At 74.9% G+C, this 22,196-nt stretch carries 16 protein-coding genes; 4 read left to right on the top strand and 12 right to left on the bottom strand.

The window, feature by feature from the left end:
* Window positions 1-34: 34 nt before the first annotated feature.
* The 5 genes from ANAEK_RS01695 to ANAEK_RS01675 all read right to left on the bottom strand — a co-directional run bounded on the left by ANAEK_RS01695 (window position 35) and on the right by ANAEK_RS01675 (window position 5,215).
* Entirely contained in the window at window positions 35-292 is a 258-nt protein-coding gene (locus ANAEK_RS01695) for a hypothetical protein (RefSeq protein ID WP_012524417.1), read from the bottom strand.
* Between the two features lies 1 nt (window position 293).
* Window positions 294-2,216: a reductive dehalogenase domain-containing protein gene (locus tag ANAEK_RS01690; protein WP_012524416.1), complete on the bottom strand. Its 1,923-nt coding sequence runs from the start codon at window positions 2,214-2,216 to the stop codon at window positions 294-296.
* A gap of 140 nt (window positions 2,217-2,356) precedes the next feature.
* Window positions 2,357-2,986: a sulfite exporter TauE/SafE family protein gene (locus ANAEK_RS01685; protein ID WP_012524415.1), complete on the bottom strand. Its 630-nt coding sequence runs from the start codon at window positions 2,984-2,986 to the stop codon at window positions 2,357-2,359.
* Complete coding sequence (locus ANAEK_RS01680; RefSeq protein ID WP_012524414.1) at window positions 2,983-3,474, bottom strand: metal-sulfur cluster assembly factor; 492 nt, start codon at window positions 3,472-3,474, stop codon at window positions 2,983-2,985. The genes ANAEK_RS01685 and ANAEK_RS01680 overlap by 4 nt, the downstream gene beginning before the upstream one ends.
* A gap of 451 nt (window positions 3,475-3,925) precedes the next feature.
* Window positions 3,926-5,215: a porin gene (locus tag ANAEK_RS01675; protein ID WP_232288339.1), complete on the bottom strand. Its 1,290-nt coding sequence runs from the start codon at window positions 5,213-5,215 to the stop codon at window positions 3,926-3,928.
* A 489-nt stretch (window positions 5,216-5,704) separates the two neighbouring features.
* Here ANAEK_RS01675 and ANAEK_RS01670 point away from each other — a divergent pair, with 489 nt between their 5' ends.
* The gene (locus ANAEK_RS01670) at window positions 5,705-7,330 is read left to right on the top strand and encodes a sigma-54-dependent Fis family transcriptional regulator (RefSeq protein WP_012524412.1); all 1,626 of its coding nucleotides are present in this window, start codon (window positions 5,705-5,707) and stop codon (window positions 7,328-7,330) included.
* A gap of 134 nt (window positions 7,331-7,464) precedes the next feature.
* Window positions 7,465-7,887 carry a peptide-methionine (R)-S-oxide reductase MsrB gene (gene msrB, locus ANAEK_RS01665; protein ID WP_012524411.1) on the top strand — a complete coding sequence of 141 codons (423 nt, stop codon included), beginning with the start codon at window positions 7,465-7,467 and terminating at the stop codon, window positions 7,885-7,887.
* Between the two features lie 63 nt (window positions 7,888-7,950).
* Here the strand turns inward: msrB and ANAEK_RS23585 are convergent, their stop codons facing one another.
* Window positions 7,951-10,587, bottom strand: coding sequence for a M1 family metallopeptidase (locus tag ANAEK_RS23585; RefSeq protein WP_012524410.1), 2,637 nt, complete (start codon window positions 10,585-10,587; stop codon window positions 7,951-7,953).
* Between the two features lie 124 nt (window positions 10,588-10,711).
* Between ANAEK_RS23585 and ANAEK_RS01655 the strand changes: the two genes are divergently transcribed.
* Entirely contained in the window at window positions 10,712-13,792 is a 3,081-nt protein-coding gene (locus ANAEK_RS01655) for an Ig-like domain-containing protein (protein WP_012524409.1), read from the top strand.
* Window positions 13,793-13,860: 68 nt separating this feature from the next.
* Here the strand turns inward: ANAEK_RS01655 and ANAEK_RS01650 are convergent, their stop codons facing one another.
* On the bottom strand, window positions 13,861-16,152 hold the full coding sequence (locus ANAEK_RS01650) for an immune inhibitor A domain-containing protein (protein WP_012524408.1): 2,292 nt from the start codon (window positions 16,150-16,152) through the stop codon (window positions 13,861-13,863).
* 201 nt (window positions 16,153-16,353) lie between these two features.
* Entirely contained in the window at window positions 16,354-17,187 is an 834-nt protein-coding gene (locus tag ANAEK_RS01645) for a DUF6544 family protein (protein WP_012524407.1), read from the bottom strand.
* A 210-nt stretch (window positions 17,188-17,397) separates the two neighbouring features.
* Between ANAEK_RS01645 and ANAEK_RS01640 the strand changes: the two genes are divergently transcribed.
* Window positions 17,398-18,168, top strand: coding sequence for an alpha/beta fold hydrolase (locus ANAEK_RS01640; protein WP_012524406.1), 771 nt, complete (start codon window positions 17,398-17,400; stop codon window positions 18,166-18,168).
* Here the strand turns inward: ANAEK_RS01640 and ANAEK_RS01635 are convergent.
* From ANAEK_RS01635 to ANAEK_RS01620, 4 genes are all read right to left on the bottom strand, one after another.
* Window positions 18,158-19,291: a porin gene (locus ANAEK_RS01635; RefSeq protein WP_012524405.1), complete on the bottom strand. Its 1,134-nt coding sequence runs from the start codon at window positions 19,289-19,291 to the stop codon at window positions 18,158-18,160. The two genes, ANAEK_RS01640 and ANAEK_RS01635, sit on opposite strands and share 11 nt — an antisense overlap.
* A 23-nt stretch (window positions 19,292-19,314) precedes the next feature.
* Window positions 19,315-20,094 (bottom strand): C-GCAxxG-C-C family protein, encoded by a 780-nt coding sequence (locus ANAEK_RS01630; RefSeq protein WP_012524404.1) that lies wholly within the window; start codon window positions 20,092-20,094, stop codon window positions 19,315-19,317.
* A gap of 115 nt (window positions 20,095-20,209) precedes the next feature.
* The gene (locus ANAEK_RS01625; RefSeq protein ID WP_012524403.1) at window positions 20,210-21,067 is read right to left on the bottom strand and encodes a LuxR family transcriptional regulator; all 858 of its coding nucleotides are present in this window, start codon (window positions 21,065-21,067) and stop codon (window positions 20,210-20,212) included.
* Window positions 21,064-22,089: a PAS and helix-turn-helix domain-containing protein gene (locus tag ANAEK_RS01620; protein WP_012524402.1), complete on the bottom strand. Its 1,026-nt coding sequence runs from the start codon at window positions 22,087-22,089 to the stop codon at window positions 21,064-21,066. Before ANAEK_RS01620 ends, ANAEK_RS01625 begins: the two co-directional genes overlap by 4 nt.
* Between the last annotated feature and the right edge of the window lie 107 nt (window positions 22,090-22,196).

Here is a 22,196-nt window from a genome sequence, read left to right as displayed (position 1 = left end):
GCGGGGCCAGCGCCCCGCCCCGGGGACCGGGGACCTACGGGGTGACCTGCTGCCGTGGAGCGGGCGGGGCCGCCGGAGGCCGGGGGCGCACGAACGCGAGGATCGCGATGCCCGGCAACGACCAGACGACGAACAGGGCGAGGAAGCGCCACGCCGCCACGGGAGACGCGATGAGGAGCGTGTCCACGAGCGCCCACAGGCCGAACGCGAGCAGGCCCGCCGTGACGCCGATGAGGAGGATCTCGTACCACTCCAGCGCGATGCTGAGCTTCAGACGCTTGAGCCGGGTCATGTCACTTCTCCTCCGCCCACATGCGGGCCGCCTGCTCGTAGGTGAGCGTCTGCTTCTCGTACTTGGGATCGCGCGGAGGGAAGACCTCGTCGTCCGGCGAGTAGGACGCGCCGGAGAACGCCTTGCCGTCCTTCAGCAGCGCGGTGGCCTCCTCCGGCGTGAGCAGCTTGCCGGGGAGCGGCAGGTTCGGCGGGAGCTCGCCGGCCTCGTAGTCCCAGTGGACGTTGCGGTTGCGGCCGCTGGCGTCGAGCAGGCGGTCCGGGATCTTTCCCCAGGTCGTGCCCTTGTAGCTGAGCCCGACCTTCCCCATCTTCGGGTCCACGCCGGACGCCCACTCCTCGTTCTTGGAGCGGTCACGCTCGGTGTAGATGTACTGGCCCACCTGGTAGGGGAACCTGGCCTTCCAGCCGGGATCCTCCTGGATCCAGCGGGCAGGGCGGCTCACGTTGTACGGGCTGGCCTCGGAGCTGTACTCGAAGTCGAGCCAGTCCTCGAGGCCGACCCCGTGGATGTTGCCGAACAGGTACGTCGCGATCGGGCTGTGCCGGATGATGTAGTTGCCCACCCGGTGGAACGCGGTGTCCGGCTTGTTGTACGGGCAGACCGCCAGGCAGGCGCCGCACATGTTGCCGTTCAGGTTGCCGGTGCGGAAGCGCGTGCACTTGTCCTTGTCGACCTGCCAGATCTTCACGCCGTTCTCGACGGTGGGCTCCCCCATCGGCACGGAGTTGACGGGACACGCGCGAGCGCAGCGATCGCAGTTGGCGCACATGCGGGTGATGCCCCAGCCCTGCTTCGGATCGCCCGCCTCCAGCGGGAAGTCGGTGAAGATGGTGGCGGACTTGAAGCGCAGGCCGCCCGCCGTCGGCACCACCGCGTCCGAGAGCCGGCCGTACTCGCCGATGCCGCTGTACACCGAGGCCGGCGTCTCGATGTTCTCGTAGTTCATCCCGCCGAACCCGACGCGGGCCACGTAGCCCATGTCACGGAGCATCTGCGCCATGCGGATGCCGATCCACGCGCTCGTCGAGTACGCCTGGCCGCTGTTCGACACCGACCACCAGGAGGTCCCGGCGTCGTTGTGGATGCGGGTCCAGTCCTGGTCGGTGAAGATCTGGATGACGTACTTCAGGTCCTTCGCGTCCTTCAGCGGCAGCGGCGTGCCGTACGTGCTGAGGTCGTGCGAGTAGAACCAGCGGGGATCGACGGCCGCGATGGCGATGCGCGGCGAGCCGAGCCACGACGCGATCGACTTCACCATGAGCGTGTTCTCGTGCGGCGTGTAGGTCGCCTTCGCCGAGCCCATCGCCTTGGCCACCTCGCCGAGGAGCAGGTCTCCCTTGTTCCAGCCGAGCTTCTTGTCGCGCTTCTCGCCCTGGAAGTTGCTCCAGCTGTAGCGGAGCGGGTTCGCCGGCTCGCCGCCGATGGTGGTGGCGCCGCGGAGGCGCTCCATGAGGATGGTGCCGCCGAACAGCGCCCGGGCGAGCGGGTAGCCGCTGATGAAGTTCGGCGGCCAGCCCCACTCCGTCATCATGCTCTGCTGGTCGGCGGGGTCGCCGTACACCAGGCCGCCCGCCGCGATGTTCGGGCCGGTGACGCCGGTGAGCACGCGCGAGAAGCCGTGCTCCATCTCGCTGAACCGGTGGACCTCGCCGACGATGTACTCCGGCTTGTCGGGGATGGGCCAGGGCGCGAAGAGCAGCGCCATCGCCACCGTCCAGAAGCCGGTCACCCCGAGCGCGGCGTTGCGGCGCATCGGCTCCGTCACCTGGAAGCGGAGTCCCCACCAGGCGAACCCGAGCGCGGCGATCACGAAGAGCGCCAGGAACGCGTAGATGTGGAAGTCGCTGAGGATGAAGGTCGCGAGGTCCAGGGCCCACACCGCGCCGATGCCCCAGAGGACGTAACGGTCCGTCTTGGTCATGGCGCGTTCCCTCGGGTCGATTCCTGTCCGTGTTGGTTGGTCATGGGTGCTGTCCATCTCCTGCTTCGGTCGGATGTCCGTGCTGCATTCCGGGGCATTCACCTCGCTGACGCGGAGGCCCGGGCTCCTGCGCCAGGCATCTACGCCAGGAGCTCCCTCAGCCCCTGCGCGAGGAGCGCGGCGCCGGCGATGACGGACGCGACGCGGCCCACGCGCTGCCAGAGCTCGCGCCGCGGCAGGTACCCGAGCATCGCGATGGGCAGGACGTACAGGGTGGTGGCGACGAAGAAGGCGAGGAAGAAGGCGACGCCGCCGAGCACCTGGCCCGAGCGATCCATCGCGTAGGCGACCGCGAGCAGGAACGGCGGACAGACCGAGAGCGCCGCGGCGAGGCCGAGCAGGAACGGGAACGCGCGCGACCGCACCAGGCGCGTGGTCGCGCCGCAGAGCCCGCGGTGCCCGAGGCCGCGCCCGAGCCCGTGGAGGATCAGCACCACGCTGAGCGCGAGCCACACCGGCGTCACCCAGCGGCGCAGCGGGCCAGCCAGGGACGACGCGAGGCCGGTGAGCACGCCCACCGTCGAGTAGGCGACCAGGCGGCCGGCCAGGAACTTCAGCAGGAACCCCCATCCGCCGCGGCGCGACCCTGGCCCTGCGTCGGGGCCGGGCAGCGCGAAGGGCAGCGCCAGCGGGATGCAGCCGATGAAGCAGAGCGGTCCGGTTCCCAGGCCGAGCAGGAAGCCGCTGGAGAGCGGCCCGAGGAGCGTCATGACCGCTCCTCCGCCCCGGCGCCGTGCTCGATCATCCGCTTGCGGACCTCCGGCGCGACCCGCTCCCAGCTCCACGGAGGATCCAGCGTCACGGTGAGCGACACCTCCTTCACGCCCGGGTGCGCGAAGAGCGCCCGGCGGACGTCCTCGACGAGCTGCTTCGCGAACGGGCAGCCGGGGACGGTGAGCGTCATCACCAGGGCCACCTTCCCCTCCCTCGGCTCGGCGATCTCGTAGACGAGCCCGAGATCGACGACGTCGATCCCGAGCTCGGGATCGAGCACCTCGTGCAGGCGCTCGCGGACCTGCGCCGCCGTGACGTCCCCGCGCGCGGGATCGCCCGCGGGCCGGCTCCACTCGTAGTGCGTGTCCGCCCGGCTCACCGCCGCCGCGATCAGGATGGCCGACGACGCCCCCAGCAGCAGGGCGGCGAAGATCCACTCCAGGGCGCGCGAGGCGCGGCTTCGGGGCTCGGGACCGGGCGACATGCCCGTCCGGGTTACATGGTCCGTGCCACGTGCTGCGCCCGCGGCGCGCTGCAATTGCGCACGGATATCAAGGTGCGCGGCGCTGCGCGGTTTCTCTCTGAAACGGGCGCGGGCAATCTGAAACGCGCCCGGCGCCGCCCGCGCGCGGGCAACGGCGACGTGCTCGCCCGCGGCGTGTCCGCGGAGCCGGTTCCGGGGCGTGGGTGAGGCGGCTCGCTGCGCACTGACCCGCGCGAGCGAGCGCGGTGAGACGGCGGGGACCCGGAGCGGACGATCCCGGGACCGTGGCGGCGAACCAGGGCGTCACGTCCGCAAACGAAGCGCCGCCACCCCCGAGCGTCCTCGGCGGTGGCGGCGCGAGCGCCCGGCGCCCGCCGGGCCCGGCGAAGACTGCGAGGAGCACCCCGGCCGCGGAGGAAGGCGGCCGGGGTGCCCCTCGTCCCCGTGCGCTCTACGGGGAACCCTTCGGCGCGCCGACGTTGGCCGTCGCCGCGAACGTGTACAGCAGGCCCAGGCCGAAGCCGCGGGTGTCGCCGCCCGGCGCGACCGCGCCCGGCCCGCCCACCACGCCGTAGCTGGCGGAGCGGTCGTTCCGCGTCTCGTAGTACGCGACGTACACGTCCGCCGCCTTGGTGAGCGCGTACGAGTAGCCGGCGTTCCACTGCGTGGCGCCGAGGCCGTTGACGGTGCAGGCGCCGCCGCCCACCACCTTGCACTCGCCCGCGTCGGACTGGCCGAACGAGCCGAACAGCTGGTGCGGGCCGAAGCGCTGCTGCAGGAGGGCGTAGTAGGCCAGCCGGGCGTACTCGCGCACCGCGCCCACGGCCCGATCCTCGTTCTGGTAGGAGAGCCGCTCGCCCACCAGCGAGACGCGCGTCCCGGTGGGCAGCGACAGCTGCGCGATCGCCTCGTGGCCCTGGTCGGTGGACGACCGGTTCGTCAGCGACACCGGCGAGCCGCCCAGCTGCGACAGGCCGAAGTAGTCCTGGTGCCGCTCGTACGCGTACCGCAGGAGCAGCGGGCCGTGGCCCCAGCTCACCAGGCCCGAGTAGATGGTCGGGCTGATGGACGGCGCGGTGGCCGACGCCACGGTCCTCGACTCGTTGGCCGAGTACGCGAGGCGCGCCGAGAACCCGTAGAGCTCGGGCGTCCAGTACTGGACGCTGTTGCCCTGGCGGCGGTTGAAGGCCGCGTCGGCCTTCCCGTTCACCCGGCCGCTCTGGGTGGTGGTGCCGGGGACGCCGAAGCCGGGGTTGGCGGTGATGGTGTTGTCGAACGGGTTCAGGCCGCGGACCGCGCCGACCAGCAGCACCGGGTACTTGTACGGCGTGTCCCAGTTGCCGAAGAACGCGCGGCCGAACTTGCCCTTCACGCCGACCGCGCTGTTGCGCGAGGCCCAGGCGTTCGGCGCATCGCCGTCGGGGCTGACCGCGCTCTCCACCTGGAAGAAGACCTGCAGGTCCTCGCCCAGCACGTCGAACCCGCCCTTGAAGCCGATGTTGGACGTGCCGGAGGTGAGGCGGAAGCGCTGCGGGATGGCGACGCCGGTGTACGCAGCATCGGAGACCTGCGTCGCGCCGCCGGTCGCGGGCGAGAGGCCGGGGCGCGTCGGGTCGGACACGCGCGCGTTGTCGAAGAACGGCATCAGCGTGCCGTAGAGGGTCACGTCGCCCTCCAGCGCGGAGGCCGCCGCAGGGAGGAGGAGCGCCGCGAGGAGCGCCAGGGAGCGTCTGTGGGTCATGTTCATGTTCGATCCGCGTCGTGCAGCGGGTTGGACGGCTACGGCACCTCGAGTCGAACGCGTGGCTGTGGGCGCACCCGTTGACGGTCGCCTCGGGCTGGCGGTGGCAGACGGACGCTCCGTCGGCCCCGGTGCGCCGAGTCGTGCGCCGCGGCGCCGCGTCGCGGTCCGGCGCACGGCGAGGAGCCCTCGAGCACCCGACGTGCCACCCGGGGCGTGACGCACCGTTCATGGACTTCACGGTTCTTTTCGGGCGGCCGGCCCGCGACCGGTCGCTCGTTCCGAGAACCGGTGACTCGTTTCGAGAACCGCCTGCGACCGGCGGTCCGCGCCGGCGCCGCGCCCGGCGCGGCCGCGCGCCGCAGCACGGACCGTGAACCCCCGCGACACCTGCAGTCCTGCGACCTCACGCCGCTTTTCCCGGGCCGCGGCCGGGCGCATCACTCGTCCTGAGAAACGGACCTCCCGTTTCGAGAAACCGGAGCGGTGATGCGCATCGAGGACCTCGACCTGAGGGAGATCCTCTCGTTCGATCCCAGGGGCGGGGTGATCCGCTTCATGGGCCAGCGCGTGGTGCTGTTCGACGCGGTGGCCCTCGGCCTGCTGCGCAAGGAGCTCACGGACGCGTTCGGGACGTTCGCGGCCCGCGGCGTCCTGACGCGGTTCGGCTACGCCCACGGGTGGCGCGTGGGCGAGGCGCTCGAGCACGAGCACCCGGACCTCTGGAAGGAGGGGAAGGCCGGCCCGTTCCTGCCGCCGCTGAAGGGCCAGTTCATCCTCGGGGAGAACGTCCGCACCGACGGCCTCGGCGACGCGCCGCTGGTCGAGACCGTGTGGCACCGCTCCTACGAGGCCGAGCAGCACCTGCTGCACATCGGGCTCTCCGACGATCCGGTGTGCTGGACCTCGGCCGCCTTCGCGAGCGGCTACCTCTCGTACAAGGAGCGGCGCGAGGTCTACGTCATCGAGGACCGCTGCGTCGGCAAGGGCGACTCCGAGTGCCACATCACCGCGCGCTTCAAGGAGCGCTGGGGCCCGGAGCTGGAGCGCCACCTGCCCTACTACCACATGGAGTCGATCGATCACGCGCTGCAGGAGGTGTCGAGCAAGCTGCGGCGCACCGAGCGTCGCCTGCGCGAGCGCCAGGCGGAGCTGGAGCGGCTCGCGACCTGCTCCGACCAGGACACCGGCCTGGTCGCGCGCAGCGAGGCGATGCGCCGGGTGCTGGAGCGCGCGCGCAGCGTGGCGCGCACCGGCTCGTCGGTGGTGGTGACCGGCGAGAGCGGCGTGGGGAAGGAGGAGGTGGCGCGCCTCGTCCACCGCTCCTCGGAGCGCGCCGGCGGGCCGTTCGTGGCCGTGAACTGCGGCGCGATCCCGGAGACGCTGCTCGAGCGCGAGCTGTTCGGCCACGTGAAGGGGGCGTTCACCGGCGCCGAGACGGACGCGGTGGGCCTGTTCGAGGCCGCCGACGGCGGCACGCTGTTCCTGGACGAGGTGGGCGAGGTCTCGCCCGCGATGCAGGTGAAGCTGCTGCGCGCGCTCCAGGAGCGCGAGGTCCGCCCCGTGGGAGACAGCCGCTCGCGCAAGGTGGACGTGCGGATCGTCGCGGCGACGAACCGCGATCTCGCCGTCGAGGTGGCGTCCGGCCGCTTCCGCCAGGACCTCTTCTACCGGCTCAACGTCATCGAGCTGCGCGTGCCGCCGCTGCGCGACCGGCCGGACGACGTGGTGCCGCTGGCGCGCTGCTTCCTCGCGAAGCTGTCCCGCAGCGCGCACCGGCCGGTCACCGGGTTCACCGCGCAGGTGGCGGACCTGCTGGTGCGCTATCCGTGGCCTGGCAACGTGCGGGAGCTTCAGAACGCGGTGGAGTACGCGGTGGCGCTGTCCGCCGGGAACCAGGTGGGCGTCGACGACCTGCCGGAGGCGCTGCGCCACGCGCCCCCCGCCCCGGCGCGGCCCGGCGTGATCCGGCCGCTGCACGAGGTGGAGCGCGAGCACGTGCTCGCGGCGCTCCGCACCGCCGGCGGCAACAAGGTGGCGACCGCCGCGGGGCTCCACATCGGGCTCGCCACGCTGTACCGGAAGCTGAAGGAGTACGGCGAGCCGGCGCCCTGAGCCTCGCGCCCGGCCCGTCCGTGCCCGGCGCGCGGCCGCGGGCGCGGTTACGTACCCCGGCGCGGCGAGGCCGCCCCTCGCGCGCGAGGTGCGCCGCGAGGCGCCCCAGGTGCCCCGAGGTGCCCGAGGTCCCCATGGACAAGCTCATCCTCTCCGACGCCGAGTGGCGCGCGCGGCTCACGCCGGAGCAGTACCAGGTGCTGCGCGGCCACGGCACCGAGCCGCCGGGCACCGGCTGCTTCCTGGGCACGCACGAGCCGGGGACGTACGTGTGCGCCGGCTGCGGGAACCCGCTCTTCCGCTCGGGCGAGAAGTTCGAGTCGGGCACCGGCTGGCCTTCGTTCACCCGGCCGGTCTCGGCCGACGCGGTGGTGGAGGTGCACGATCGCTCGTACGGCATGCGCCGCACCGAGGTGCGGTGCGCCCGCTGCGACGGCCACCTGGGCCACGTGTTCCCCGACGGTCCGCCGCCCACCGGGCTGCGGTACTGCATGAACTCGGCGGCCATGCGGCACGTGGCCGAGGGCGCGCCGCTCGATCCGCCCGGCGCGGGCTGAGGGCTCGCCCCCATCCTTCGCCTCGCCCGCCGGAGGGGATCGATCCACGCGGGCCGGGTGCGGCTAGCGCGCGAGGAAGCGCGCCACCGCGGGCCCGTTGCGAGCGCGGGCGGCGCGGCAGGCGCCGGCCTCCTCCAGCGCGCGCGCCAGCGCCGCCGGCGCCCCGTCGAACGCCTCGGCGCGCGGGCGCAGGAACGCGGCGACCTCGGCGGCGCGGCCGGGATCGCAGGCGAGCCCGGCGGCCTGCGCCACCAGCCACGACGCCTCGTCGCTGCGCAGCCGCGGCGCGAGCGCGTCCCACCGCCCGCGCAGGAGCGCCCAGGCGCGCCAGCGGGTCTCCCTTCCGGCGAGCGCCGCCCGCAGGATCCCGGAGGTGTCGCGCAGGTCCTCCTCGCCGGACGCGACCAGCCCGAGCGCGCGGTCCGCGAGCGCGGGCCGCTCGAAGCGGCCGAGGAACGCGAGCAGGCGCGCGCGGACGGTCCGGTCCCGCGAGGCGCGCGCCGCCGCGAGGATGCCGTCGAACAGCGCGACGTCGCCGGTGCGCGCCGCCACCTCCAGCGCCGGCCAGGCCGCCTCGGCCGGCACCGAGCGCCGGTCCGCGAGCCACCGCCGCGCCAGCGCCGCCGCCTCGCCGGCGAGCGGGGCGTCCTCGCCCTCGTCCGCCACCGCGGGCACGACCAGCCGCCGCAGCGCGGCCGTGTCGTCGGGCTCGCCGCGCCGGGGCATCCACCCGAGCGACCGCGCCCGCGGCCCCCACGTCTCCCGCAGGAACGCGCGCCAGCGCGCGTGGTCGTCGGGCCCGAGCCACTCCGGCTGCGCGAGGCGCGCGAGCTCCAGGGAGGCCTCCACCTGCAGGCGATCGTCGCTGGCGGCGAGCGGTCCCACCCGGCCCAGCGCGGCCTCGACCGGGAGGTCACCGCGGCGGGCCAGCAGCGACGCGTCGGTGGCGAGCGCGAGCCGCTCCGCCGGCGCGAGGTGCGGCCACAGGCCGGGGAGCGCGGCCGCGTCGAGCGCGGTGAGGTGGTAGCCGGTCCCGCCCGCGTTCGGCCAGAGCCACTCCGGGCAGAACGGCAGCGGGAGCTCGCCCTCCGGCCCGTCGCCGCCGACGAGGGCGCACGCCGTCTCCACCCGCGCGCCGGCGCCGGCGCGCACGCACAGCGGGATCGCCCACGTGGCCGCGGGATCCGGCGCGCCCGAGGCGAGGAAGCGCTCCTGGCGCACCACCGCCGCGGCGCCGCGCGCGTCGCAGCGCACGGAGGCACGGACGAGCGGGACGCCCGGGCGCTCCAGGAACCCGCGCAGCGACGCGGCCAGCGCCGGGGTCGAGCGGGCCGCCAGCGTGGCGAGGAAGTCCTCGCTCGCGGCGGTGCGGTCGGCGTGCGCGAGCAGGTGATCGCGCAGCACCGCGCGCCACGCCGCGCGCCCCAGGAACCGCTCGTACATGGCGGCCACCGCCGCGCCCTTGTCGTAGGTGATGGCGTTGTCGAACGCCCCCTCGATCTCGTGGCGCGAGCCGACCGGCTCGCGCAGCCGCTTCACGGCGGCGAGCGCGTCCGCCGCGAGCGCCGAGGCCCGGCCCTCGGCGCGCGCGCGCGCGGTGCGGCGCCAGGCCGGCTCGAGGGCGTCGGTGATCACCGGATCGACGAAGCTGGTGAGCGACTCGTTCAGCCAGGTGTCGTCCCACCACGCCATGGTGACGAGGTCGCCGAACCAGTGGTGGACGAGCTCGTGGGCCGCGATGCTCGCGTACCGCAGCCGCCGCTCGCGCGTCTCGGCGACCGGCGGGATGAGCGTGAGCGGCTGGCCCAGCGCCACGATCCCCGGGTGCTCCATGGTGCCCCAGAAGCGCGGCACGACCGCCACGTCGCACTTCTCGTAGGGGTACGGCACGCCGGTCTCGGCCTCGATGAGGTCGAGGAGGCGCGCGGTGACGGAGGCCGCGTAGCGGGTCTCGCCGCCGCGCCCGCGCGGCACCACGAAGCGCACCGGCACGCGGGCGGCGCCGCCGGCCCCCGCCTCCACCACGTCGAACGGCCCCACCACGAACGCGACCAGGTACGAGGGCAGCGGCCGCGTCTCCGCGAACTCCACGCGCGTGCCCCCGCCGTCCGGCGCCTCGCGGAGCGCCGGGGTGTTCGCGACGGCGCGGTCCCCCGGCTTCACCGTGAGCGACAGGCGCCACGGGATCTTGAACGAGGGCTCGTCGAAGCAGGGGAAGGCGCGGCGGGCGTCGGCGGGCTCGAAGAACGTGTACGCGTACCAGCGCCCCTCCTCCGCGGCCGCGTAGACGCCGCGGCTGCGCACGCGGTCGATGGTGCCGGCGAACGCGACCTCCACGGTCGCCTCGCCCGGCGGCTGCGGCGCGTCGGGCACGAGGCCCAGCAGCCCGCCCGCGGCGGGCACGGCCCGCGCCGGCCGGCCGCCCACCTTGGCCTCCTCGATCTCCAGCCCCTCGGCGTGGAGCCAGACGACGCGCGCCGGCGCGTCGAGCACCACCGGGTAGCGGACCCGGCCGCGGTAGCGCTCGGCGGCGGGATCGAGGGTCAGCGACACCTCCCCGCGGATGGGCCGCACGCCGGCGGGGAGGCGCAGGGCGGGCGGGACCTCGCCGGCCGGGAGCGGCGGCGGGCGCGGGGCGGGGTCGGCGGCGGCGGCCGCGGCGAGCGCGGCCACGGTGAGTGCGAGCGCGGGGATCGGCATCGCACCCATTAGCACCCGTCGCCCCGCCGGAGCCAAGTGCCCGACAGCGTCCCACCCCGTCCCGGCCTGCCGCTCGCGCGCGCGCACCCGGCGTGTACACTGCCCGCCTCCCCGGAGGACCCGCATGCACCGCACCGCAGCCCTGCACCCCCTCGCTCTCGCCCTCGCCTCCGCCCTCGCGCTCGCCGGCTGCTCCGGCGGCGGCGGCGGCGCCGGCCCCGGCGGCTCGTCCTGCGCGCTCCCCGCGGCCACGTCGCTGCAGGTGGTCGAGTCCGCGCCGGGGCAGGGCGCGGACGGCGTCTCGGTGAACGCGGCGGTGCGGATCCGCTTCAACACCTGCGTGGACACCCCCACGCTCGCGGGCGCGGTGTCCTTCCGGCGCGGCACGACGCCGATCCCGTTCACGCAGGCGTACGACGCGACCACCGCCACCCTGGTGCTCACGCCGGCGGCGCCGCTCGCGCTCTCGACCTCGTACGTGGTCATGGTCCTGCCCACCGCTCGCGGCGCGCGCGGCGAGCCGTTCAGCGGGTGGGTGCTCGGCTTCGACACGCGCGGCGCGCCGGACACGACGCCCCCCACCATCGCCGCCGACCCGGCCGGCGGCCACTTCAACCACCCGGTGGACGTGGTGCTCACCTGCGCGGACGAGCCCGGCGGCTCGGGCTGCGCGCAGACCGTGTTCGCGGTGAACGGCGGCGCGCCACAGACGTACGTGGGGCTCGTCCGCCTGGAGGCGAGCGCGACGCTGACCTTCTTCGCGCTCGACGGCGAGGGGAACCGGAGCGCCACCGGCACCGGCACCTACGTCATCGACGTCGATCCCCCCGGCGTCGCCTCGGTGTTCCCGCCGGACGGCGCCACCGGGGTCGCGCTGGACGCGGTGCCGGCGGCGGCGTTCGACGAGGACATGGACCCGGCGACGGTGACCGCCGCCCGGCTCACCCTCGCGCCGGCGCAGGCGACCGGCGCCGGGTACGAGCCCGCGACGCGCACGGCGCGGTTCCCGCCCGACCGCCGCCTCGAGTGCGGCACCACCTACACCGCCACGCTGGATCCCGGCGTCACCGATCTCGCCGGCAACGGCCTGCCCGCCGCGGTCTCCTGGACCTTCACCACCGACCCGGACTGCGTCGAGCCCGCCACCACCGCCAGCGTGACCGACGGCGTGTACGCGGCGCCGCAGCAGGTCACGCTCACCTGCACCGACGCGGGCGGCTCGGGCTGCGCGCGCGTGATCTACACCCGCGACGGCAGCGTCCCGGCGCCGGGCAACGGCACGGTGGTGGAGGGCGCCACCGCCGGCCCGATCGCGGTGGGCGAGGGCGAGACCGTGCTCCGCTACTACTCGGTGGATCGCGCCGGCAACCGCGAGGCGGTTCGCCAGCAGCGCTACTCCGTCTCGACGTCCGGCTTCACCTACGTCGCGACCACCGGCGGGCTGGCGCGCGGCGCCGGCGCGGTGCCGGCCCGGTTCGTCGCGCTGGGCGGCGCCGGCTGGACCTACGCGTTCCACCGCGACCCGGTCACCGGCCGGCTCTGGCGCGCCACCGAGCGCGGCGTGGCCGGGTCCGACGACGGCGCCGCGTGGTCGCTCACCCGGCTGCCGAGCGCGAGCGGCGACCGGATGCTCCCGGCGCGCGCCGTGTGGGGTCAGGGCAGCCTGGTCCTGGCGGGCACCGAGGAGGGCCTGTTCCGCTCGGTGGACGGCGGCGCGACGTTCGCGCCGCTCCTGCAGCGCACCGTGGACGGCTACGACGCCTGGGTGAATGCCATCGCGGGCGACGGGAAGGACGTGTACGTCGCGACCTCGCTCGGCCTCGCGGTCTCGCACGACCGGGCCCGCACGTTCGCCTGGACCGTCGCGGACGGTCCCGTCGCGGACGTGGCGCTCGACCCCGGCACCGGGGACCTGTTCGCCGCGACCTCGACCGGCCTGCTCCGCTCCACCGACGGCGGGGCGACGTTCGCGCGGCTCGACACCGGCACCGTCCCCGCCCTCCCCTCCGGCGACGTCCGCGCCGTCGCGGTGACCGCCGACCGCGTGTACGCGGCCACCGCCGCCGGCCTCGCCATCCTGGGCCGCGACGCGGCCGGCGCGCCCGCCTCGGCGACGTCCATCGCGCGCCCGTGCCCGGCCGGCGAGACCTCGATCCTCGACGTGGCGGTCTCCGGCCAGAGCGTCTGGGTCGTGAGCGGCCAGCGCTACTGGTCGGGCTCCACCGACGCGTTCTGCGCCTCGGTGGACGGCGGGACCACGTTCGCGCCGCGCTGGTTCGTGGCGCCGGACCGGACCAGCGCCATCGCCTCCACGGTGTACGCCGAGGGCGCGCGCGTGTACGTCGGCTACGCGCCCGGCTTCTTCCTGTCCACCGACGCGGGCGCGACCTTCCGCTCGGCGGAGCTGCCCGCCGGCGGCGTGCGCGACGTGGCCGCCGCGGGCGGATCGCTCTACGCAGGCCTCGACGCCGGCGTGGCCGTCTCCACCGACGGGTTCCGGACGTTCGTCCTGCGCACCGAGGCGGACGGGCTCGCGAACCCCGGCGTGGTGGATCTCGCGGCGGTGGGCACGCGGGTGTACGCGGTCACCACCTTCGGGCTCTCGATCTCCTCCGACGGCGGCGCCCACTTCGCGCCGCCGGCGACGCTCACGAACGCCTCCATGGCGGCCTGCGTCGCCGCGCCGGACGCGAGCACCGTCTACCTCGGGCAGATGTCCTGGCTGCAGGTCTCCACCGACGGGGGCGCGCACTTCGCGCAGCGGCTCCCGCCCGCGGGCTCGACGGGCTACCTCTCCGACACGGTGGGCGTGGACGCCCGGGGCGGCACCGTCGCGGTCGCCGCGCGCGACACGGTGTTCGTCTCCACCGACGGCGGCGCCACGTTCACCGAGCGTGGCGCGGCGGCCGGGCTGGTCGCACCGAGCGGCTACACGCTGTCGCTGCACGGCGTGGCGGTCGCGCCCTCCGGCGCGATCCACGTGGCGTCGAACGTGGGCCTGTTCAGCTCGACGGACGGGGGCGCCACCTTCGCCGCCGCGGCCGGCGGGCCGGCGTGGCTGGAGGCGGTCTCCGCGGGCGGCCCGGCGCTCTACCTGGGCGGCGACCTGCTCCACGTCTCGACCGACGACGGCGCCAGCTTCGTCTCGCGCGGCGCGCCCGACGGGCTGCCCGGCCGCCCGGGACCCGCGGTGTACGTCCCCTGAGCCGTCGCGCGGCGCGGGCGCGGTGGAGGGACCGGCGGCGTGCCGGCCCCTCCCCGCCCTGCGCACCGCTAGCGCTTCGGCGCGACCACCACCTGCATGAAGTCACCCTGCGCCGAGGTCCCGACCACGCGGATGGTGGTCCCGGTGTTCGGCACGATCACGCTCGACCAGCCGTAGTGGTTGAGTGACGGATCCGGCGGCACCCAGTAGCTCTGCGTGTCGTCGAAGAGCGGGTTGCCCGGCTGGCCGCCGAAGCAGCCCTGCTGGCTGTTCGCGTGCAGGCACACCACGTCGGTCGGCTCGAGGCCGAAGGTCGAGTCGAAGGCCTGGAAGCGCGGGCGCCACGCCTTCCCGTTGTCCGGGCGGAGGATCAACCCGGGGTGCGCGTCCACCGGCAGGAACAGGCCGCCGCAGCGGCCGCTCGCGCAGGCGTCGCCCACGTTGTTGTCCTCGAACGACGTGTCGTAGTACCAGACCAGCAGGCCGTCCTGGTACGGGAAGTGGTCCACCCAGTTCTGCAGGGTCGGATCGTTCAGGTAGCCGAAGGTGTACGGCCCGGTCTTCAGCGACTGGTCGTAGCCGCGGTACTGCCGGTACTCTGCGAAGTAGGCGTTGAAGAACGGCGTCGCGAGCGTGCCGTTCGTGCGGACGAACCCGTCGTAGGTCCAGCCCGGCTCGGTCTCCGCGCCGTCCAGCGGCTGGCCGGAGATCGCGAGGTCGTCGATCGACAGGCCCGCCTCGGCCACCGCCACGTCGGTCCAGTAGCGGAAGCCGAGCGTCACCGTCTGGCCCGCCCACGCGGACAGGTCGGCGGTGAGGTCCACCCAGGCCCCGCCGGTCGAGCCGGTGATCCCGTTGCCGAAGTTCTGGCCGTTCGGGTTCGTCGCGCTCGAGAGGTTGGTGGCGACCGGCGCGCCGTTCACCGTCAGGTACGCGTAGTCCCAGTCCAGCTCGATGTCGAACTTCACCTTGGCCGCGAGCGACGCGCCCGCGGGCAGCGTCACCTGGCGCGTCATGGAGTGGTCGAGGCCGTTGCCGGAGCCGGAGTAGTAGAAGTACGTGCCGGCGTACGGCGTCCCGATCTCGCTCTCCACGACCTTGTCCGGCAGCAGCACCACCAGCGTCTGCGCCTGCTTCGTGTTCGCCTCCGCCGGGCCGAGCTTCAGCGACGCGTACTGCCCGGCGCGCACCACCTGGTAGTTCGACCAGCCGAGGAAGATCTTCTCGTAGGCGCTCATGTGGATGGGCTTCGTGCCCAGGCCGTCCTCCGGCAGCCCGGAGGCGCCGTAGGACCCCACGGAGTAGAGCGTCCAGAAGCCGGTCGAGTTCTCAGCGCCGCCGGTGTTGCCGGAGGTGTCGTAGAGGTCGGGCAGGCCGAGGTCGTGGCCGAACTCGTGGGCGAACACGCCCACCCCGCCGTTCTCCGGCTCGATGGTGTAGTCGCCGATCCAGTAGTTGCTCGCGCCGATGCGGATGCCGCCGAACTTGTTGAACGCCGGGCCGGTGGCGCCGATGTTGTTGTAGAAGGCGTACCAGCGGTGGCTCCAGATCGCGTCGTCGCCCTGCGCGCCGCCGCCGGTCTCCTCGCCCTCGCCCGCGTGGATCGCCTGGAAGTGATCGATGTAGCCGTCCGGCTCGTTGAAGTTCCCGTCGCCGTCGTAGTCGTAGCGATCCCAGACGTCGTACTGCGCCAGGTAGGCGTTGATCTCCGCCACGGTCCGTCCGGCCGCGATCTGCCCGTTGTACCAGGCGTTCACGGCGTCACGGACGAACAGCCAGGTGCGGGCGCACACGATGCCGCCGCAGTAGTTCGAGCCGTAGTTGGCCTCGTTGAACGGGACCTTCACCCAGTCGGTGACCTCGCCGTTCACGGTGTAGCGGTTCGAGGAGAGCTCCTTGTAGAAGTTCCGCATCGAGACGTCGCCGGGCGCGTCCGAGAAGAGCAGGTCCTCGTAGTACGCGCGGCTGAAGTCCGGGGCCCAGATGGTGACGTTGTCCACCGTGCGATCCGGCTCGGGGATCTGGTTGCGCAGCGGGCCGGCGGTGCCGCCGTAGGTCGCGTTCACCTGCTCGCCGAACTCGCCCACCACCGTCCAGATCCGGTCCTCGCCCTGCCGCTCCAGCTCCACGTACTGGCCGCGCGCGACCTGGTGCGTCTTGCCCTTGGTCTTGCCGCTGAGCTTCGCCTGGATCGCGATCGCCTTGCGCGCCGCCTGCGCGTCGCCGAGCGGGTGCGAAGGGTTGTCGGTCGTCGGGGCGACGTCCGGGAGCTGCGGCTCGTCGGCCGCGGCGGACGCGGCGGACGGCGCGAGCGCCAGCGCCGCGAGCAAGGCCAGCGTGGTGGTGCGTGTGGTGCGCATCGGTTTCCCCCGAGTGAGCGTGCGTGTGGGTGAGGCGAGCTGGCAGTGTTCCCCACTTCGCGCCACCGCCGCCGCGCCCCATGGGCGGAACCCGAACGTCGTGCGACGCGCGGAAAACTGCGTGGGGCATCGCGCCCCGCGCGCGGACGATCGGTGCGCGCGATCGTGGCGTGGCTCCCCACCCGGCGAGGGATCCGCGACCTAGAACGGCTGCCGGACCCCGTGCTCGAGGCGCTCCACCTCGAAGCGCGCGTACGGCCGGTCCCGGCCGTCGAGCTCCCAGCTCGCCTCCAGCCGGAACGGGACGCGCACGCCGCCCACCTCGCGCCAGTCGGCGCATCGCCCGGTCCACGGCGTGAGCACGCCGCGCCCCTTCACGTCGCGGTAGCGCAGCGCCGTGATCCGCTCCGGCAGGCCGTCGCCGCCGAAGTGGAACGTCACCTCCACCTCCCGCCCGCGCACGCGGAGCCGCGCCCGCGCGCTCGACGCGTCGCGCGGCAGCCACGCCACGTGCCGCGCGTCGAGCAGCGCCGTCGGGAGCCAGACCAGCTCGGCGACGAGCCGCTGCAGCGCGCCCGCGTCGAGCTCCGGGCCGGAGAGATCGGCCACCACCAGCGCGGAGGCGAGCGCGATCCGCATGCCGCCCTCGCCGCCCGCCGAGCGATCCCGCGCCGAGATCTCGAGGCCGGCCGCGAGCCGCACCCGTCCCCACCACACGAAGCCGGGCGGCTCGGCCGCGAGGTACTGCACGCCGCGGATCGGCCGCCACGCGCCGTCGAGCGCCGGCCGGAACGAGCCGCCGTGCCGGAGCCGGGCCGCCGCGAGCGGGGTCGCCTCGAGCGCCCCCGCCACCTGGAGGTAGCGCCGCACCGGCGCGGGCAGGGCCCCGGGATCGAGGCGCGCCGGCGGCGCGTCCTCCCGGAGCGCCCAGAGCGATCGCGCCTCCGCGGCGATCTCCCGCGCGAACCGGGCGCGCCGGACGCCGACCAGCGCGGCGCCGGCGGCGAGCGCGAGCACGGTGATCCACCCGATCATGGGCCTCCCCGTTCCGGCGGCGGTGCCGTGCCGCGCGCCGTCCACCCGGGCCCCAACCTCGCAGGATCCGGGGCGGCCGCCAACGACCGCGACGCCGCATGGGCTGCGGCGTCCGGCGGAGCCCGCGGTGGCCGCCCAGGACGGCCTGCGTCTGACCTATGACCAGCGTCAGACGCGCCGCGTCAGGCCACCGTGTCACCGTGTCACACCATGACCGCCTCCGACGGACCGCTGCTCACGCTGCTGCTGCCGGGCCTGGACGGCACCGGCCGGCTCCTCGATCGGTTCGTGGCCGCCGCGAGCGGACGGCTCGAGCTGCGCACGCTCTCGTACCCGCCGGACCGGGCGCTCTCGTACGCGGAGCTCGCCGAGCTCGTGCGCGCCGAACTTCCGCGCGGGCGGCGCTTCGCGCTCGTGGGCGAGTCCTTCGGCGGGCCGCTCGCGCTGCGCGTCGCGGCCGGGCGGCCACCGGGGCTGGTCGGCGTGGTGCTGGCGGCGAGCTTCCACCGCCGGCCGGCGGCGCGGCTGGTGTCGGCGCTCCGGCCGCTCTCACCCGCGTTCTTCCGGCTTCCGCTGCCGGCGCACGCGGTGCGGGTTTTGCTCGCCGGGCACGACGCGCCGGACGCGCTGGTGGCGGACGTGCAGGCCGCGGTCGCGTCGGTCCGGCCGCGCGTGATGGCGCGCCGCGCGCACGAGGCGCTGCACGTGGACGCGACCGGCTGGCTCCGCGACTGCCCGGCGCCGGTGCTGTTCCTGGGCGGGCGGCAGGACCGGCTGCTCCGCACCGGCCTCGCCATCGAGATCCGCCTGGTGCGGCCCGACGCCGAGATCCGCATGCTCGACGCGCCGCACCTCGTGCTGCAGCGGCGGCCCGCCGAGGCGATGCGCGCCGTGGAGGCGTTCCTCGAGCGCTCGCCGGCGGCCACCGCGCCGATGCGCGCGGCGTCCGCCGACGAGCCGGAGCTCTCCGCTAGAAGATGACCTGCGCGAACAGCGTGGTGCGGTCGCCGGTGCGACCCGCCGCGCCCGTCTGCCCCTGGTCGAGCTCGTGGTTGAGGATGAGCCGGGCGTTCACCGGGATGACGTCCACGTAGGCGCCGATGGTGTAGCGCTCCAGCCGCCCGCCGGGCGCGGTGCGGTCCGCGTCGAAGCGCTCGGCCCGGAAGATCGGCCCGAGGTTCCAGGGGGTCTTGCCGTACGCGCCCGCGTACCAGCCGCGCGCGGTGCGGCTCGAGCGCGTCACCGTGGTCACCGCCGCGGCGGTGGCGTAGCGCGACTGGTCGCGCTCCGACTGGATGAGCTCGGCGGCGGCGAAGAGCCAGGGCGTGTCGAGCGTCGCGTCCACGCCGTACGTGTGGAAGTAGAAGTAGGTGTCGTCGACCGGCGTGCCCACGCCGTCGAAGGCGCCGTTCCCGCCGGTGCCCTGCACCTGCTGGCCCGTGCCGTACGAGCCGCCCGCCTTCAGCGTGATCGTGCCCTGCTTCAGCGTCAGCCCGGCGCGGCCCCAGAAGTTCTTCGTCTCGAGGTCGTCCTTCTTGTTCGGCCCCGCGCCGTTCACGAACGAGCCCAGCACCTCGGCCGAGACCGGCCCGACCTTCGGCGTCTGGACGAGGAGCCCGGCGCCGAGGTCGCGCGCGTCCGGACCGCGCGCGAGCGCGCCGACCACGTACGAGGTGTTCACCCACAGCAGCTTGGTGTCCGACTCGTACTGCTCGTAGCCGAACGGCGTCTTCCACTGCCCCATGCGCACCTCCACGCCGGGCAGGGCGAGCAGGGAGACGTAGCCGTCCTTCAGCTTCGAGTCGGCGCCGTCGAACAGGATGCTGTAGCCGACGAGCTCGTGGACCTTGCCGCGGGCGCCGATGCGCGCGCGGCGAAGCTCGAACGTGGAGGTGTCGTCGGCGCCGTTCAGCCCCTCGGTGCGCGAGTACTGCGCGTTCACGAAGCCCCAGAACGTCGGCTTCGGGGCGTTCGCGAGCGCGCCCGCGAGCGTGGGCGCCGCCTTCACCGGCGCGGGGGCCGGCTGCGCGGCGGCCGCCGCCGGATCGGCGGCGGGGGTGGTCTGTGCGAGCGAGAGTGCGATCAGGAATGGTGTCAGCGTCATGGTGTCGTTTCTCGGGCGTCGGATCAGATGGCGGGGTGCTTGGTGCCCAGGTTGAAGTGGCACCCTCCGCAGGCCATCTTGGCACGGGTGTTCTCGAGCGTGCCGCCCTTCTCGTGACACGAGGCGCACTCCGCGGTCGCCTTGTCCTCGAGCACCGGGAACGCCTTCCCGGCGTGCTGCGCGTTCAGGATGATCGCCGCGTGGCGCGCCACCGAGGCGGTGAGCACGCCGCAGCGCTCCTTGCGCTCGGGTGAGTAGGCCTTCTTGCCGGAGGCCTTGCACCAGGCCGAGACCGACGCGTGGCAGAGCACCGAGCCCGCCACGGACTTCACGTTCGGGAACTTGGCCGACGCCGGGACCCAGTCCGGCAGCGACGCCTGCTCGTACTGGCGGAACAGCGCGTCCACCAGCGGCTCCGGCTTCGCGGAGAGGAGCTGGAACGCCGCCGCCGCGCCGTTCAGCGCGCCGCAGAGCGTGGCCCAGCCGGCGACGCCACCGGCGCCGTAGGTGAACAGCTTCGTCGGGAACGAGGTGTACGGCGCGCCCAGCTTGTCGGCCACCTGCCCGGCCAGCGCGTCGAAGGCGCCGTACATGCAGTGGCCCTCGAGGTAGCCCTTGAACGCGCGCTCCGCGGTGGCGTCGGGATCGAGGGGCGCGTACGGCCACGGGATGGCCTGCATCCCCTTGCCGGCGGCCGGAGGGGCCGCGCCGGCCTGCCTCGCCACCGCCAGCGCCGCGCCCGCGCCCGCCGCGCCGCCCACCAGCTTGATCCAGCCCCTGCGCCCGATGCTGTCGTCGTGCATGATCCGCTCCGATGGTTGGGCCCCCAACTACGGGCGCGCACCGTACGAGCGGACGCAGGGGTCGATCAACGCGGTCTGGGGTCGCGCGGCGGAGCGTCCGGCCCCGCGCGGGAGCTCACATCAGCACCCGCGCCAGGTCGGCGCGCGACTCGGCGCCGAGCTTGCGGAGCAGGTTCGCCTGGTGGAACTTCACCGTCCGTAACGTGATCCCGAGCGCCCGCCCGATGTCGGCGAGCCCCTCGCCCTGCAGCAGCCGGTTCAGCACCGCCTCCTCTCGATCCGAGAGCCCGGCGCCGCGCGCCAGCGCGCGGGCGCGCGCCCCCACCAGCCCGTGCACCGCGGCCTCGGCCAGCCGCCGGACGGTGAGGCGCACCCGCTCCGCGCCCTCGGGCGCGGCGGTGACGACCTCGTAGCCCGGCGCGGGCGCGAGCGTGCGCGCGTGGACGCGCGGCCAGACGCCGCCGCCGCGGACCGGGCAGTCGATGCACGGCTCGCTGCGGCCGTGCAGCGCCTCGTGGCAGCGGGCCGCCGGCACCGGATCGAGCGCGGCGCCGCCGAGCGGCCTCACCCAGGCCAGGAGGCCAAACGCGCCCGGCCCGGTCTCGATGGCGTAGTCGAGCTCCCCCGCCCCCAGCCCCGGGAGATCGCCGAGCACCTCCAGCACGCGGAGCAGCGCGCCCGGCTCGGCCGCCGGCTCGCACCCCGGCTCGAGCGCGACGCGCAGCCGCCGCCCCGCCGCCGTGGTCACCTCCCGCTCCACCCGGCCTTCCGCCGGCGCGGGCGCCCCCGCGAGCACCGCCGCGACCGGGCGCCCCTCCAGCGCGCGCGGCGCCGCGCCGAGCAGCCGCTCCAGGCTGGCCGTCGCCAGGCGCACCGTCCCGCCCGCGTCCACCCACGCGGCGGGCTCGCGCCCGCGCTCCAGCATGGCGAGCGCGACCGCCCCCCAGTCCGGCTCGGTGCGGGCCCGGGTCACGAGGCCAGCCCCAGCAGGTCGCGGCGCGAGGACGCGCCGAGCTTCCGGAGCACGTTCGTCTGGTGGAACTTCGCGGTGCGTGGCGTGATCCCGAGCGCCGTGCCGATGTCCGCCGCCTGGCGGCCGATGAGGAGCAGCCGCAGCACCTCCTCCTCGCGCGGCGAGAGCTCGAAGCGGCGCACCAGCTCCGCGGTGCGCGCCTCCCGCACCGCCGCGAGCGCCGCGTCGTCCACGCGGCGCACCGCGACCAGGACCTCGTCGCCCGGCAGCGCCGTGGCGGTCGCGACCTCGAACCCGCCCGTGCGCGCCGCGCGCCGCACCTCCACCCGCGGCCACGCCTCGCCGCCGCCGCGCAGCGCCGGGCAGCCCGGGCACGGCGAGGGCCGCCCATGGAGCACCTCGTGGCAGCGGCGCCCGACCCGCAGCGCCGCCTCGGCACCCGCGCCCGACAGCGCCAGCAGCCGGCCGAAGTCCGACGCGCCGGCCGAGATGCGGTAGTCGAGGTCCCCCGCCGCGCCGCACGCCACCGGCGGCGGCGCGCGCTCCACCACCTCGTGCACGTCGATGCACAGCGCCGCCGAGGCGCCGCGGCCCACCGCCGCGAGCTCGACCTTGAGGCCGTACTCGCGGCCGCCGCGGAGGGCGGTCAGCTCGGTCCGGTGCAGCGCGCCGCGGAAGGCCGCGCGCAGCAGGGCCTGGGCGCGGCCCGGCGCGTCGTCGCAGAGCAGGTCGCAGGCGCTGCGCCCCTCGAGCGCCGCCGGCTCGGCCCCGAGCAGCGCCGCGAAGGCGGCGTTCACCAGCCGGAGCACGCCGTCCCGGTCCACCCAGGCCAGCGGGCGGCGCTCGGCGTCCGCGATGGCGCGGGCGACCGCCGCCGGCGCGGGGCCGGCCGGGGCGCGTCCCGCCGACGCGGTCGCGTCCGGTGCGTCCGCGGAGAGCAGGCGCAGGAGCGATCGCCGCGCGGGCGTGGCGCCTTGCGCCGGCAGCGCGCGGCACGGGTGAGCCTCGGGACTGCGGATCATGTGTTTCCCCCCCAGGGAACGGCGCGGGCCACGGGGCCCGGCCAGTGCGGGTCATAGGACCGGGGGCGTGACCGGCGCGTGACGGGCGACAGGAGGGGCGGGGGTGG

It is taken from the genome of Anaeromyxobacter sp. K, from assembly GCF_000020805.1.
Classification (GTDB): Bacteria; Myxococcota; Myxococcia; order Myxococcales; family Anaeromyxobacteraceae; genus Anaeromyxobacter; species Anaeromyxobacter dehalogenans.
This window is presented reverse-complemented; position numbering and strand designations above follow the sequence as displayed.